The 15,177-nt window shown below is 61.5% G+C and carries 8 protein-coding genes; 2 read left to right on the forward strand and 6 right to left on the reverse strand.

Going from position 1 to position 15,177, the window contains the following annotated elements:
- Window positions 1-163: 163 nt before the first annotated feature.
- From murJ to mutS, 4 genes are all read right to left on the reverse strand, one after another.
- Entirely contained in the window at window positions 164-1,765 is a 1,602-nt protein-coding gene (gene murJ / locus FHT73_RS17500) for a murein biosynthesis integral membrane protein MurJ (protein ID WP_183713337.1), read from the reverse strand.
- Window positions 1,762-4,677: a [protein-PII] uridylyltransferase gene (locus FHT73_RS17505; protein ID WP_112409802.1), complete on the reverse strand. Its 2,916-nt coding sequence runs from the start codon at window positions 4,675-4,677 to the stop codon at window positions 1,762-1,764. Before FHT73_RS17505 ends, murJ begins: the two co-directional genes overlap by 4 nt.
- A gap of 118 nt (window positions 4,678-4,795) precedes the next feature.
- A complete protein-coding gene (locus FHT73_RS17510) occupies window positions 4,796-5,089 on the reverse strand; it encodes a hypothetical protein (protein ID WP_112336681.1) in 294 nt (97 codons plus the stop codon).
- Window positions 5,090-5,117: 28 nt separating this feature from the next.
- Window positions 5,118-7,859 (reverse strand): DNA mismatch repair protein MutS, encoded by a 2,742-nt coding sequence (gene mutS / locus FHT73_RS17515; protein ID WP_183713340.1) that lies wholly within the window; start codon window positions 7,857-7,859, stop codon window positions 5,118-5,120.
- 113 nt (window positions 7,860-7,972) lie between these two features.
- Here mutS and FHT73_RS17520 point away from each other — a divergent pair, with 113 nt between their 5' ends.
- Complete coding sequence (locus FHT73_RS17520) at window positions 7,973-10,261, forward strand: NADP-dependent malic enzyme (protein WP_183713343.1); 2,289 nt, start codon at window positions 7,973-7,975, stop codon at window positions 10,259-10,261.
- 77 nt (window positions 10,262-10,338) lie between these two features.
- Window positions 10,339-11,748 carry an adenylate/guanylate cyclase domain-containing protein gene (locus tag FHT73_RS17525; RefSeq protein WP_112420105.1) on the forward strand — a complete coding sequence of 470 codons (1,410 nt, stop codon included), beginning with the start codon at window positions 10,339-10,341 and terminating at the stop codon, window positions 11,746-11,748.
- A gap of 18 nt (window positions 11,749-11,766) precedes the next feature.
- Here the strand turns inward: FHT73_RS17525 and FHT73_RS17530 are convergent, their stop codons facing one another.
- On the reverse strand, window positions 11,767-12,645 hold the full coding sequence (locus FHT73_RS17530) for a GNAT family N-acetyltransferase (protein ID WP_112336685.1): 879 nt from the start codon (window positions 12,643-12,645) through the stop codon (window positions 11,767-11,769).
- Window positions 12,646-12,876: 231 nt separating this feature from the next.
- On the reverse strand, window positions 12,877-15,165 hold the full coding sequence (locus tag FHT73_RS17535) for a PAS domain-containing hybrid sensor histidine kinase/response regulator (protein ID WP_183713347.1): 2,289 nt from the start codon (window positions 15,163-15,165) through the stop codon (window positions 12,877-12,879).
- Window positions 15,166-15,177: the final 12 nt, after the last annotated feature.

The following is a 15,177-nucleotide window of genomic DNA, read 5'->3' on the forward strand; positions in this document are numbered from 1 at the left end:
GGTGAGGGTGAGGGGCCATATACAAACGTTCGGCTTGGGCAGACTATCTTGGCCAGCCACAAATATGGCGGTGCCTGCATATTTTATTTCGGCGGGAACATCGGTGAAAGCCCCTCATCCGACTTGCCGCCTTCTCCCCGCATTGCGGGGCGAAGGAGCCTTGTTATTCCCCGTTCACCGCCTTCGCATCCGACGCTGGCGCCGGGCGCTTGCGCTTCAAATTGCGGCGTACCATGCCCAAATCCACGCCGCCGATCAGGAAGGCGACAATGAAATAAACCGCCATCGCAATCAATATGAGCAGGCCCAGGACGCCGGTCTTGGTGAGCAGCGTCGCGCCGGACCCCAGAAGCGGCTCCCACCGATGAGACAAATATACGATGACGCCGCCCATGACGGCGGAGGAGACGAGCAGCATGACGGTGCGGCGCACCAGCGACCATTCCCAGACAAGATGCCCGCGGCGATAGAGCGTAACGAAGAGCTGTACAGCGTTCAGCCATCCGGCAACCGCCTCGGCGAGCGCAATGCCGCGTTCGGCCAGCACCGGGAAAAGCAGGATGGACAGCACCGAATTGACGGCGACGGCGACCGCCGTGTAGCGCATCGGCGATTTCGTATCTTCGCGGGCATAAAAGCCGGGCTGCAAGGCCTTGATCAGAACGAAAGCCGGAAGGCCCAGGCCGAAGATGGCAAGGATGGAGCCGACCAGCGTTGTATTGTTCGCGTTAAAGGCGCCGCGCTCGTAAAGCACGCGGATGATGTCGTCGGAGAGCAGCCATAGGGCGACAGCGGCCGGCAGCGTCAGGAACAGCACGAATTCGATCGAGCGGTTCTGGATATTGGCGGCTTCCTTGATATGGCCCGACTTCAGCGAACGCGCCAATTCCGGCAGAAGCACGATTCCGACCGCGACGCCGACGACGCCGAGCGGCAGCTGGTAGATGCGGTCTGCATATTGCAGGGCGGCGATCGCGCCTTCCTTGCCCGAGGCAATTGCCTGGCCGATCACCAGATTGATCTGAGTGACGCCGCCGGTGATGGCCGCTGGAATCGCAAGAAGCAGGAGCCGCTTGACATTGGGCGTGAAGCGCGGAAAGCGCAGGCCGATACTGATGCCCGCATGACGCACGCCGATATAGACGACGGCCAGCTGCAGTACGCCTGCCACCAGTACCGACCAGGACAGGTACCAGGCGGTGGTCAGCGGATCGGCACCGAAATAGATCGCGTAGAACAGCGCGCTGATCATCACCAGGTTGAGGAAGATCGGAGCGACGGCGGCGGCGAAGAAATGATGCAGCGAATTCAGCATGCCGCTCATCATCGCCGTCAGCGACATCGACATGAGATAGGGGAACATCACGGCCGCCAACCGGACCGTCAGGTCGAATTTCTCGGCATCGTCGGCAAAGCCGGGCGCGATGACCCAACGCACCAGGAGCGGCATGGCGAGTTCCATGACGATGGTGATCAGCAGCAGGACCGAGAAGAGAACGCCGAAGACTTCTTCCGAAAAGCGCTTGGCGCCCTCGATGCCGTGCGCCTCGATTTCCTTGGCAAAGAGCGGCACGAAGGCTGCATTGAAGGCACCTTCGGCAAACAGCCGGCGGAAGAGGTTCGGAAAGCGGAAGGCGGCGTAGAAGACGTCTGCCATCGGCCCCGTGCCGAGGGCGGCTGCCATCAAGGTTTCGCGGGCGAAGCCGAAGATGCGGCTGCCGAGCGTCGCGCCACCGACGGTGATGAATTTCTTGACTAGGCTCATGCGGCTGAACCGGCTTTCTTCTCGGTGTCTGACTTTTCGACGGCGACGCCGCGCGTGGCGGCGGGCGCGATGATGCCGGAGGGCATGCGCTCGCGCATTTCATCCTCCTCGCCGGCCATGACGGCTTTCAGACGGGCGGTGATATAGGCTCGCCTGTTCTCGTTGGAAATCTTCTGCCCCACCAGATCGGCCACATAGAAGGTATCGATGACCTTCTCGCCGAAAGTGGTGATGCGGGCAGACTGGATATCGAGCGACAGGTCCGAAAGAACGGCGGTGATTTCCGACAGCAGGCCGGGGCGGTCGAGGCATTCGACCTCGATGACCGTGAATTTGTTGGAGAGGCTATTGGTGATGATGACAGACGGTGGGATGACGAAAGCCTTGTTCTTGCGGCGGTTCTTCGTCCGCGTTGCGATGACCTCCGGCAGCCGTTTGCGGCCGGCCAGCACATCCTCGATCATCTTGCCGATGGTGGCGGCACGACGCAGTTCGTCGGCGTCGTCGGGAAATTCGCGGCTGACATGGATGGTGTCGAGCGCGCGGCCATCCGATGTCGTGAAGATCTGCGCGTCCGCGATGTTGGCTCCGGCCGCGGCACAGGCGCCGGCGATCACGGTCAAAAGACGCGGATGGTCGGGCGAGAGCACGGTGATCTCGGTGATGGCATGGAAGCTGTCGGTGCGTACCATCGTGGCGAGGACCTTGCCCGCCTTGTCGGATTCACGCATGAACTGCGTATGGCGGATCTGATCTTCCAGCGGCACGGACAGCAGATAGGGCTGATAGTGCAGCTTGACGTAGGCCTTGCGCTCCTTCTGGCTCCAATCGGCAAGTGCGTGTTCCAGCGCTTCGGCGGCAGCTTCGGCGCGTTCCTTGCGCGACACTTCGGAGAAACCGCCTGACAGCAGCAGCTCGGTTTCATAATAGAGCGTGCGCAGCAGCTGACCCTTCCAGCCGTTCCAGACGCCAGGGCCGACGGCGCGGATGTCGCAGACGGTCAGGATCAGCAGCATCTTCAGCCGGTCGAGCGACTGCACCCGGTCAGCGAAATCGATGATGGTCTTGCGGTCGGTCAAGTCGCGCGTCTGGGCGACCATCGACATGGTCAGATGCTCCGCGATCAGCCAAACCACCAGCTCCGTCTGCTTCGGTGAAAGGCCGAAGCGCGGGCAGAGCTTGCGTGCAACTGCGGCACCGGCTTCCGAATGGTCCTCCTCGCGGCCCTTGGCGATATCGTGCAACAGGACGGCGACATAGAGAGCATCGCGATCCTCGATATTGGGCATCAGCTTGTTGGTGAGCGGATGAATATCCTCAGCCTTGCCCTTGTCGATCTCCGACAGCACCTCGACGGCGCGGATCAGATGCTCGTCCACAGTATAGTGGTGATACATGTTGAACTGCATCATCGAGACGATCTTGCCGAATTCCGGAATGAAGCGGCCAAGCACGCCGGCCTCGTTCATGCGGCGCAGGATCAGCGCTGGATCGCGCTTCGAGGTAAGGATGGACAGGAAAAGCCGGTTCGCCTCCTCGTTTTCGCGCAGATCGTTGTCGATCAGGCTCAGCGAGCGGGTGACGCGCTTCAACGCATCCGGATGGAATTCGAGGCCGTTGATATCGGCAACGAAGAACAGCCGGATGAGACTGACCGGATCGCGCTTGAAGACATCGGGATTGGCAAGCGCGATGCGGCCGCGATCCTCGACGAACTCGACAGTGCCGGGGATCTTGCGCGAGCGGTTGGCAAAACGGCTGATGACGCCGGTGAGGCCCGGAGTGGCCTTCGCCTGCTGGTCTTCCAATGCGGCGCAGAGAATGCGGGTGAGATCACCGACATCCTTGGCGACAAGAAAATAGTGCTTCATGAAGCGCTCGACGGCCGAAAGGCCCGGGCGGGCGTTATAGTCGAGGGCTGCGGCGATATCGCGCTGGATATCGAAGGAAAGCCGCTCCTCCGCCTTACCGGTCAAGAAATGCATGTGGCAGCGCACGGCCCAGAGGAAGTCCTCGGCCTTCTCGAAGAGACGATATTCCTGCTTCGAGAGCACGCCGAGCTTCACCAGCTCGGCGGGATCTCGCACGTGATAATAATATTTCGAGATCCAGAACAGCGTGTGCAGGTCGCGCAGGCCACCCTTGCCTTCCTTGACGTTCGGCTCGACCAGATAGCGGGTGTCGCCGGCCTTGCGGTGGCGCTCGTCGCGTTCGGCGAGCTTGGCGGCGATGAATTCCGGGCCGGTATTGGTGACGATTTCCTTGTCGAAGCGCGCCTGCAGCTCGCGCTCCAGCGCGACATTGCCGCAGATATAGCGGGTTTCGAGGATGGCGGTGCGCACCGTCATGTCGGACTTGGCCTCTCGGATGCACTCCTCGACCGTGCGCGTGGCGTGGCCAACTTTGAAGCCCATGTCCCAAAGCATATAGAGAATGAATTCGACCGCCTTGTGCGTCTCGCTCGCCGGCTTTGGCTGGAAAAGGAAGAGAAGGTCGATATCGGAGCCCGGCGCCAGCGTATCGCGGCCATAACCGCCGACGGCGGTGACGGAGAAGGCGCCTGCCTGCTTCGGATAGACGTGGCGGACGGTGAAATCGTAGATGACGGTGATGATCTGGTCCTGCAGCCAGGAAATCCGGTGCGCGCAATTGAGCCCGCTGCCGTCGGCCATCAGCAATTGCCGTGCTTCTTCCCGTCCATCCTGGCTTGCCTTTTTCAACAGCGCCAGCAGCACGGAGCGCTCTTCATTCTTGTCCAGACCGCGTTTGGCGAGAGCCTCGCACTCCGCCTTCAGCGCGGATACATCGAGAATGGTCGAAAAATCGATATGATGCGTTTCCATGCTCTGCCGATCGGCTTTCTCTTCGCTGACCGCGGCCCGTTGCCGGCGCGCCTGTTTTTTCGTCTGCATGCGCTATAGCCTCTTTGACCCGCGATTAACACAGGCATTCTGGGCCTGGTCTTTCCATGATTTCTACCGGGCCAAAGTTGACGAAGCGTGACGGCAATCGACGCAGAAGCCGGCGGTTTTAGGGCCTTGCCGGCTCAAGCGCCCGTCTGAGCTCGTTCAAGCTATATAATATGTTTCGCGACTGGGCGCCGATCTGCGTCACCATTTCGCGCTCGCATTCCCAATAACCGGCCTTGGCGATCTTCGAGCAAATATCGGAGATGCGGCTGCAGGACAGCGTAATATCGAGCAGGCCGCGATCGGAGCCACAATCCGGGGGCTCTCCCTCGCCGCAAATCTTGCCGCGCGCGGCGATCGGAGAGAAGCGCTCACCCAGAATGCGGACTTCGGCGAGAAGAACTTCGAGATACATCATATTGCCCTTGGAATATCGCCTGTGGTCAGCTGCTTTTGGTAAGCGTTTTCTTCAGTTCATAGAGCACGTCAAGAGCGGCACGCGGCGTCAGATCGTCAAGATCCAGCGCTTTAAGCCTCTCCTCGACCTTGGACGGCTCGCGCCGGCCAACTGCCTCCTCCCGGCGGACGGCCACCTGGAAGAGAGGCAGATCATCGATGAGCTGGCTTGCCGGATTCTTGCGGTCGGCATCTTCCAGCCGCGTCAGGACATCGCGCGCACGCGCCACCACCGAGGCAGGAAGGCCGGCAAGACGCGCCACCTGAATGCCGTAGGAGCGATCGGCAGCCCCCGGCCCGACCTCGTGCAGGAAGATGACGTCGCCATCCCATTCCTTGACGCGCATGGTGGCATTGGAAAGCCGCCCCAGCTTCTCCGATAACACGGTGAGTTCATGGAAATGGGTGGCGAAGAGGCCGCGGCATCGATTGGCCTCGTGCAGATGCTCGACGGCTGCCCAGGCGATGGAAAGGCCATCGAAGGTGGCAGTGCCGCGACCGATCTCATCGAGAATAACAAGCGAGCGTTCCGTCGCCTGATTGAGGATTGCCGCCGTCTCGACCATCTCGACCATGAAGGTCGAGCGGCCGCGGGCCAGGTCGTCGGAAGCGCCGACCCGCGAGAACAGCCGATCGACGATGCCGATATGGGCGGAAGCGGCCGGCACGAAGGAGCCCATCTGCGCGAGAATGGCGATCAAAGCATTCTGACGCAGGAAGGTCGATTTACCGCCCATGTTGGGGCCGGTCAGAAGCCAGATGGCGCCATCCTTGCCGCCGGACTTCGGCGAGAGATCGCAATTGTTGGCGACGAACGGACCGCCGGCCTGACGGCGGAGCGCCTGCTCCACCACCGGATGGCGACCGCCCTCGATGGCGAACATGCGGCTGCCATCGACGATGGGTCGGCAATAGGCCTGCTCCTCGGCAAGGAGCGCAAGGCCGGCTGCAATATCGATCACCGACAGCGCGCGGGCGCCCGCCTTGATCGCCTCGGCAGCAGCCACCACGGCCGCGACCATACGGTCGAAGGCCTCGAGCTCGATCGCCAGTGCCTTGTCAGCGGCATTGGCGATGCGGCTTTCGAGATCGGCAAGTTCGGTCGTGGTGAAACGCATGGCATTCGCCATGGTCTGGCGATGGATGAAGCGCGCCTTGGCTTCGCTTGTATCCGTCATCGGACCAGCATTGCCGGCTGTGACCTCGATGAAATAGCCGAGCACATTGTTATGCTTGATCTTCAGCGACTTGATGCCGGTATCCTCGGCATATTGCAGCTGCAGGCCCGCTATGACGCGGCGCGACTGATCGCGGAGCGCCCGCACTTCGTCGAGCTCGGCATTCGCCCCTTCTCTCAAGAAACCGCCGTCGCGTTTCAGCAACGGCAGCTCGTCGGCAAGTGTCGCGGCGAGCATCGCTTCAAGGTCGGCGGGCAAGGCAGCGAGCCCGGTCAATGCAGCCTTCAGCTCTTCCGGCAGAAGTGCAGTTCCGAGCATGCGGGCAACGTCGGTTGCGGCTGCCAAGCCCTGACGGATCGCCCAGAGATCGCGGGGGCCGCCACGATCGAGTGCGAGGCGCGACAGGGCGCGCGGCATGTCAGGCACATGCTTCAATGCCGAATGCAGATCACTGCACAGCGACGGCTCCTCGGTCAGAAAGCCGATTGAATCCAGACGCTCATTGATGCGCTGAGGGTCGGTCAGCGGCGACATCAGCCGTTCGGCGAGGAGGCGTGCGCCGCCGCCGGTCACGGTGCGATCGATCGCTTTCAGGAGCGAGCCGTTGCGATCACCGGAGAGCGTGCGCACCAGCTCCAGATTGGCGCGGGTGGCGGGATCGATGAAGAGCGTGGAGGCGCCGCTTTCGCGCTCCGGCAACCCCAGCGGCGGCCGCTCGGCAAGCTGGGTCTTTTCGACATAGGCGATGGCGGCGGCAGCGGCGGCCAGTTCGGCCCGGCTAAAGGTGCCGAACCCATCGAGCGTCGACACGCCGAAGTAACGGGTGATTCGGCCCTCAGCGCTGGCGCTGTCGAACAGCACAGCCGGCTGCGGGACTGCCGTACGGCCAAGGATGTCGAAAACAGACTTCAATTCCGGATCGTGGAACATCGTATCCGGCAGGATCAGCTCTCTCGGATCGATGCGCAGGATATCGGCGAGCAGCCTTGACGCCTCCGTCTCGGCAAGGCGGAAGACACCAGTCGAAATATCGATCCAGGCGAGCGCCAGCTGCGGCTCGGCGCCACCGCGAATGCGGGTGAGCGCCATGAGATAGTTGGATTCGGAGGGCGAAAGCAGCTTTTCTTCGGTAATCGTGCCCGGCGTCACCAGGCGCACGACATCGCGCCGCACCACCGACTTACCGCCGCGCTTCTTTGCCTCAGCCGGATCTTCCACCTGCTCGCAGACGGCGACGCGGAAGCCAAGGGCGATCAGCTTTTGCAGATAATCATCGGCGGCGTGAACAGGCACGCCACACATTGGGATATCCTGTCCCATGTGCTGACCGCGCTTCGTCAGCGTGATCCCAAGCGCACGCGAGGCATCGACGGCGTCTTCGAAGAACAGCTCGTAGAAGTCGCCCATGCGGTAGAACAGAAGCGAACCGGGATTGTTCGCCTTGATCTCGATATATTGCTCCATCATCGGAGTAGCCGAGGCGCGGCTTTCCTCCGAGGCAAGCTCGGCGGCCGAGAAAGCATCGATGCTGGCGTTAATACGTTCGTTCACGGAGGTGCAGTTTTTCCAAAAAAATGAGGTGTCACCCTATCCGCGCGCCGCTATAGAAGACAACAGCTATCGGGCAAGAGGGACCGGTCGCCCACAGGAGGTTTGGAGGAACAATGGCTGAGAGCAAGAGCAAGTCGCGTCAGGGAACGGGGATCACCGATCAGGAAGCATTGGACTTCCACAGGAACGGCCGTCCCGGCAAGCTTGAGATCAACCCGACCAAGCCGATGGCGACCCAGCGCGATCTTTCGCTTGCCTATTCGCCCGGGGTCGCCGTCCCCGTGAAGGCGATCGCTGCCGATCCGGCCACCGCCTACGACTATACCACGCGCGGCAATATGGTCGCCGTCATCTCCAACGGAACGGCCATTCTCGGCCTCGGCAATCTCGGCGCGCTCGCGTCCAAGCCGGTGATGGAAGGCAAGTCGGTCCTCTTTAAACGCTTCGCCGACGTCGATTCGATCGATCTCGAGATCGATACCGAGAATGTCGACGAATTCATCAATTGCGTGCGCTATCTCGGCCCCTCCTTCGGCGGCATCAATCTGGAAGACATCAAGGCACCCGACTGCTTCATCATCGAGCAGCGCCTGCGCGAGCTCATGGATATCCCCGTGTTCCATGACGACCAGCACGGCACCGCCATCATCGCCGCCGCCGGCCTCATCAACGCACTGGAGCTGACGGGGCGCGACCTCAAGACCACCAAGCTCGTCTGCAACGGCGCGGGCGCTGCCGCCATCGCCTGCATCGAGCTGATCAAGTCGATGGGCTTCAATCCGGAGAACGTCACCCTTTGCGACACGAAGGGCGTGATCTATCAGGGCCGCAGCGAGGGTATGAACCAGTGGAAGTCGGCTCATGCGGTCAAGACCGACAAGCGCACGCTGGCGGAAGCGATGAAAGGCGCCGACGTCGTGTTCGGCCTGTCGCAGAAGGATGCCTTCTCCGAAGACATGATCCGCTCCATGGCCGACCGGCCGATCATCTTCGCCATGGCCAATCCCGATCCGGAAATCACGCCGGAGGAAGTCGCCCGCATCCGCGACGACGCCATCATGGCGACGGGGCGCTCGGACTATCCGAACCAGGTCAACAACGTCCTCGGCTTCCCCTATATCTTCCGCGGTGCGCTCGACGTGCGCGCCACCACTATCAATGACGAGATGAAGATCGCCGCCGTGAGAGCCTTGGCCAGTCTTGCGCGCGAAGACGTGCCCGATGATGTGGTCGCCGCCTATCAGGGCGCAAGGCCGCGCTTCGGCGCGCAATATATCATCCCCGTGCCCTTCGACCCGCGCCTTATCTCGGCAATCCCCGTAGCTGTCGCAAAAGCTGCGATCGAGAGCGGCGTAGCGCGCCGCGAAATAGCAGACATGGAAGCCTATGCACGCGAACTCTCGGCCCGGCGCGATCCGATCGCCTCGACGCTGGCGCAGCTCTACGAACGAGTGCGCCGACATCAGAAGCGCATCGTCTTTGCCGAAGCGGAAGAGGAGCAGGTCATGCGCGCCGCCCTCTCCTACGCCAATCAGGGGCTCGGCACGGCGATCCTTCTCGGCCGCGAAGATCTGATCCAGGCGACCGCCGAACGCGCCGGTATCGATCTCAACCGCCCCGGCCTCGAGATCGTCAATGCTCGCATCTCGAAGCGGGGCGATGCCTATATCGATTATCTCTATGCCCGGCTGCAGCGCCAGGGCTACCTGCATCGTGACGTGACCCGCCTGATCCATAACGACCGCAATCACTTTGCCGCCTGCATGGTCGCATTGGGCGATGCCGACGGCATGGTGACGGGCGTCACCCGCAACTATTCGACCGCGCTCGGCGACGTGCGCCGCTGCATCGACGCCAAGCCGGGCCACCGGGTCATCGGCATATCGATCGTGCTTGCGCGCGGCCGCACCGTCTTCGTCGCCGATACCGCCGTGCATGACATGCCGACCTCGGAAGAACTGGCCGATATCGCCGAGGAAGCTGCCGGCTTCGCACGGCGCATGGGCTATGAGCCGCGCGTCGCCATGCTCGCTTACTCCACCTTTGGACATCCCCCCGGCGAACGCTCCGAGCGGGTGCGCGAAGCGGTTGATATTCTCGACAAGCGCTACGTCAATTTTGAATTCGACGGCGAAATGGCCGCCGATGTGGCGCTGGACCGCAAGCTCATGGAAAGCCTCTATCCCTTCTCGCGGCTATCCGGACCGGCAAACGTGCTTGTCATGCCCGCTTTCCACTCTGCGGCGATCTCCACCAAGATGCTGCAGGAGCTCGGCGGCTCCACCGTCATCGGCCCGCTGCTCGTCGGCCTCGACAAGCCGGTGCAGATCACATCGATGGGGGCCAAGGATTCCGATATCGTCAATATGGCCGCTATCGCGGCCTATGGTGCGGGGTCGTAGACGCTACCTTATGAAATTGAGCCGGCGATCCAACAAAGGTGATGGGCTCCGGCGTCAATTCGGTGTAAAATGGCGAGATGAGTGAGGCCCAGGTCCTGTTCGGAGTGCTGCGCCATTCAGCGCAGCCTGACATTGTCGATGCTATCGAGCGGCTCGTCCTTGAGGCACCCGACCGCAAGCTTAACCGTGTGAATGCGCTCGCCTTCGCTGCCGACCATAGCTTCGATGAAGAGCAGACTATCAATGCCTTCCTGCATGCGTCGCGCCTTGGCCTGTTCGAGATGTCGTGGAATGTTCTTTGCCCCGGCTGCGGCGGGGTATTGGATGCCAATACTTCGCTGAAAACCGTGCAAAGCGACACCTACAACTGCACGCTTTGCGCCGCCGGCTACGAGCCGACGCTTGATGAGATGGTGGAAGTCACCTTCACCGTCAGTCCGCGCGTGCGCCACATAGAAGCGCACAATCCGCACGACCTGCCGCCCCTTGAATATTTCCGTCAGATCTATTGGGGCTCGGGTATCGACCTTCCCGACGAGGGATATGAAGAAAAAGTCGATCAATTCGTTCTGGAATCGCTCGAGCTGCCCCCCGGCGAGAAAGCGGTGATATCGCTTCAATTGCCGGCGGAATTCACCATCATCTTCGAGCCTGTCACGCATGCAGCGCAATTCCTCGATGTGAAGGGAGAGCCGACGAAGGAACGGCAGACCCTCTCAATCGTTTTCGATCGCATGCACCGGCACAGCGAAGCAATCGAATTGCGGCCCGGTCCCTTGCGCATCCAGATGGAGAACCACACGGACCTTCGCGTGCTGCCGTCGATCTGCGTGGCAAACGAGGCTCTGCACACGCTGCTTGGACAGCGCCGGCCATTTCTGACCGCCAAGCACCTGCTTTCCAACCAGACCTTCCGTGACATCTATCGCACGGATACGATCGACATCGATCAGCGGCTGAAGATCACCAGCCTCACCTTTCTGTTCACCGACCTGCGCGGTTCTACGGAATTATACGAAAGGGTAGGCGATCTCGCTGCCTTCGATCTGGTCAAGACCCATTTCGGCATCCTGCATGAGATCGTAGCGGCGGAGGCGGGTGCCGTCGTCAAGACGATCGGCGATGCGGTCATGGCGACGTTCCCGACGCCGGATCGGGCGCTCACTGCGGCGATGCGGATGCGCGAGGCTATGCTCAGCCTCAACAATGAGCGCGGTAACGATGACCTTCTCCTGAAAATCGGCATCCACGAGGGGCCGTGCATCGCCGTGAGCCTGAACGAACGGCAGGATTATTTCGGGCAGACGGTCAATATCGCATCCCGCGTCCAGCATCTCGCCACATCACGCGAAATCTTCGCCACCAGTTCGGTGCTCGATCATCCTCGCGCTGCCGAACTGATGACAAGACGCGGCCTCACGCCGCAATCGCATCATGTCGCGCTTCGCGGCATCACCGATGCGATCGATATTTTTGCGATCCCCTGAGACCTATCTTGAGATTTTTCAGCTTGCGAAGCGACCCGCATCCGCGCCGTAATAATTGACGTAGCGGTCCGAGATGCTGGCGATCGGCAGTACGATCAGCACATCGGTCGTGTTGAAGGCGTGGTCGACAACGGCGTTGGAACCGACCATGGCACCGAGGCGCAGATATCCCTTGATCAGCGGCGGCATCGCCATCAGCGCTTTCTTCGGATTGACGGCTTCGACCGGCATCAGGTCCATGGTCCGGGCGAGCGACGGCAGAGCACCGACGGCCCAGTCATCCTTGGCGACAACATTGTGATAGAGAAAGGACAAGGCGAGCGCGTGCTGTTCCGGCAGGACACCGGGGAAGGAGGCGCAACCGATCATCGCGCCCATGCCGTGCTTCAGCGCATAGGCCCAATTGCCTTGCCACAGCAATTCCACCGTGCGCTTGTTCCGGTATGCCGGCAACACGCAGGAACGGCCGAGTTCCATGAAACGCTTATCGGGATGACGGGCAAGCAGCGCGTCGATGTCGAATTCCGATGACGAATAGAAGCCGCCATTTGCCATGGCCACTTCCTGGCGCAGCAGGCGGTAGGTGCCGACGATCTGGTCCTCCGGATCGCCTTCGATCGAGCGATCCAGCACCAGAAGATGGTCGCAAATGGCGTCCCAGCTGTCGACGTCGCGTTGACGACGCATGGCGTCAGCCGGAAGTTGCGCGTTCATCTCCTCGACGAAAACGCGGTAGCGTACGGCCTGAGCGGCATCGATTTCGCGCGCCGTGCGGGCAAGGCGCGTTTCGAGATTTCCGATGCGTCCGAGCACATCGCTGGCAACCGGCTCAACCGTTGCCTTTGAAGACTGAACCATTTCGCCCTGAGCTTCGCGATTCAAGATTTCGATGGACATGGCGATTCTCCCCCTACGGGCCGATATAGCGCCATAAACCAAATTCGTGCGACAGGAAAGTGACACGCAGCCTTGCTAAATGCAAGAACCGTGCCCATTGCAATTTTTCGAATAGGCGCGCCGTCCCCAACTTAGCGGCGGCAAATGCCACAAGTTGAACCTTCTCGCCGCCCTCTATCGAACATTGATGAGCCGGCTTTCTTGTTCTTCACTCGAAGATCGAAAATAATTTTAGGCGCGTTCGAAAACCGATCGGGACAGGCCTTTCAGCACTGTCTTCAGCTTCTCTGGATCGACCGGCTTGACGATGACGGCATCGGCTCCGGCCAGAAGTGCCTGACGGCGGATCGAATCGCGGGTGTCTGCGGTCAGCACGACGATCGGCAGCGAAGGAAGGCCATGCCTGCGTTCATGGGCCCGCAACTGCGCAAGCACGGCCGCGCCCGTGCCGCCCGGCATGTTGAAATCCGTCACCAGCACCTCTGGCCGTGTTTCGGGCTTTTCGATGCGGGCTCGAAGGCCATCGAAATCCTCGACGAGGCGGACCCTGTGGCCAGCCTTGGAGAGCATGGCCCGGACCAGCATCGCATTGACCGGGTCATCCTCGCCCAGCAGGATATCGAGCGCACGATCGTCCTCCGCCTCCGGCGTCGTTATGCCGATCTCGGACACCGCCTCGATCAGTGCCTCACGCCTTTCCATGCCGCGCATACGGCCCCTCAGCACGTCTATCAGCGATTGTTCGCGCAGCGGACGGATGAGCCAGGCGTCGAAAAGGTCGAGCGGATGGGTGTTACGCTCTTCGGGATTGACCAGGAAGATCTTGCGCAGCCGGGGCACCGCAAGCGCATTTCCCTCGCTGAAATACCAGGGCGCCATGCGATGATCGACGATGAGATCCGTCCACACCCCGCCCTCGCCCATCGGGAAGGATGGCAGAAGATCGTCCATGTCGCCGGGACCGATTAACCGGCAGCGGCCGCCGAGCGTCTGTATGGTCCGCATGATGGCCGTACTTGCCGCGCCTTCGGGGGCAAGCAGCAGGATACGAGAGCCTCTGAGCATGGTATTGCGCCGGTCGTGTCCGTTCTCTCCGGCAACCAGGCGGACCGGGAAGGAGATGACGAACTCGCTGCCCTTGCCGCGCTCGCTCGCGACGCTGAGGCCGCCGCCAAATTCTCGCAGGATGCGGGCGGAGATGGCAAGGCCGAGACCAGTGCCGGCGCTTCTTTCCACCGTGGTGCCGGCTTGCTCGAACTCGCCGAAGACGCGGGCCTGCTCCTCCTCGGTCATACCGGGACCGCTGTCGCGCACCGATATCGTCAAATCCCGGCCATCGAGATCGACGCTGACAAGAACGCCACCGGTCTGGGTGAATTTCACCGCGTTGCCGATGACATTGAACAGGATCTGGCGCAACCGAGCAGGATCGAACTCCAAGTTCTCCGGAACATCGGCCGCAACGCTTGCAGCGATTTCTATGCCCTTTTCATGGGCGCGATGGGCGAGCATCTCGATGACGCCTTCCAGCAGCGGCCGCAAAGCCTCCTGCCGTGGATGCAACTGGAAGCGACCGACTTCGATCGTGGAGAAATCCAGGAGGTCCTCGACCAGCTGCACCAGCGCGTGACCCGATTGGCGAATGCCGGTGAGGTAATTTGCCTGCTCCAGGGTCAATGGCGTCTGGGCGAGCAGATGGTTCATGCCGAGAATGCCAGACAGCGGCGTGCGGATCTCATGGCTGACGGTGGCGAGCAGGCGGGATTTGGCGGCGCTGTTATACTCGGCCTTCAATCGGGCGTCTTCGCGCAGGCGCGCAACCTGCCGCTCCTCCGTCACGTCGCGCGCGATGCTCTGTATGCATAATTGCCCAGTCGTCGCATCGCGGAACATGACATCGTGCCAGGCAAAAATGCGCCGCCCCTCGGGCGTTGCGATTTCCGCATCCTGATGCTTCGCGCCGGTGACGGTACGGAATACGAGGCCGGTCTCTTCCAGCGTCAGGCCCTCCGGATGCGGCCTGCCGGTCAATCGGCTGAATGTGGCATTGGCATGCATAATCCGCCGGTCGATGCTGCGTGTGACGGTGATATCACCGAGCGCATCATGGACGGTGGCAAGGAGATTGGCGCTTTCCCTGTGCTCCCACAAGCGATCATGCTCGCTCTCGTTGGCATCGGCAGCGGCAATCTCAGGCTCGCCTGCAGCGCCTCGGGCTTTGACAATGCCGACGGCGGCAAGCGCAAGGGCCACAAGGCCAAACAGGCCCGCGAGCAGCAGCGGACCTCCGGTAAAGCCAATCACCAGAAAGGCTGCCCCAGCGACAAGACCCCCACCATTCAGCCAATGGCCCAGCAACGACCGGGCCTGCGCGAGCGGTGGCGATTGCTGCCCCGCCTCACGCGGTACTGTCGATTTTACAAGCGACGACTCGTCGGCGGCCGGCCCTTCGCTCGGTCCCGTTTGGTCCTGAACTGCCGCGGCGGCAAGCTTTTCCTGCAGATCTGCCAGAGTGCTCATGCCGTCTGGCTA

The organism is Rhizobium sp. BK098, assembly GCF_014193155.1.
In the GTDB taxonomy this organism is placed as follows: Bacteria; Pseudomonadota; Alphaproteobacteria; order Rhizobiales; family Rhizobiaceae; genus Rhizobium.

Coding starts and splice junctions, on each gene's coding strand:
- FHT73_RS17530 (WP_112336685.1), bottom strand. CDS start 12,645: ATGTCCATCGAAATCTTGAATCGCGAAGCTCAGGGCGAAATGGTTCAG.
- murJ (WP_183713337.1), bottom strand. CDS start 1,765: ATGAGCCTAGTCAAGAAATTCATCACCGTCGGTGGCGCGACGCTCGGC.
- FHT73_RS17520 (WP_183713343.1), top strand. CDS start 7,973: ATGGCTGAGAGCAAGAGCAAGTCGCGTCAGGGAACGGGGATCACCGAT.
- FHT73_RS17505 (WP_112409802.1), bottom strand. CDS start 4,677: ATGCAGACGAAAAAACAGGCGCGCCGGCAACGGGCCGCGGTCAGCGAA.
- FHT73_RS17535 (WP_183713347.1), bottom strand. CDS start 15,165: ATGAGCACTCTGGCAGATCTGCAGGAAAAGCTTGCCGCCGCGGCAGTT.
- FHT73_RS17510 (WP_112336681.1), bottom strand. CDS start 5,089: ATGTATCTCGAAGTTCTTCTCGCCGAAGTCCGCATTCTGGGTGAGCGC.
- FHT73_RS17525 (WP_112420105.1), top strand. CDS start 10,339: ATGAGTGAGGCCCAGGTCCTGTTCGGAGTGCTGCGCCATTCAGCGCAG.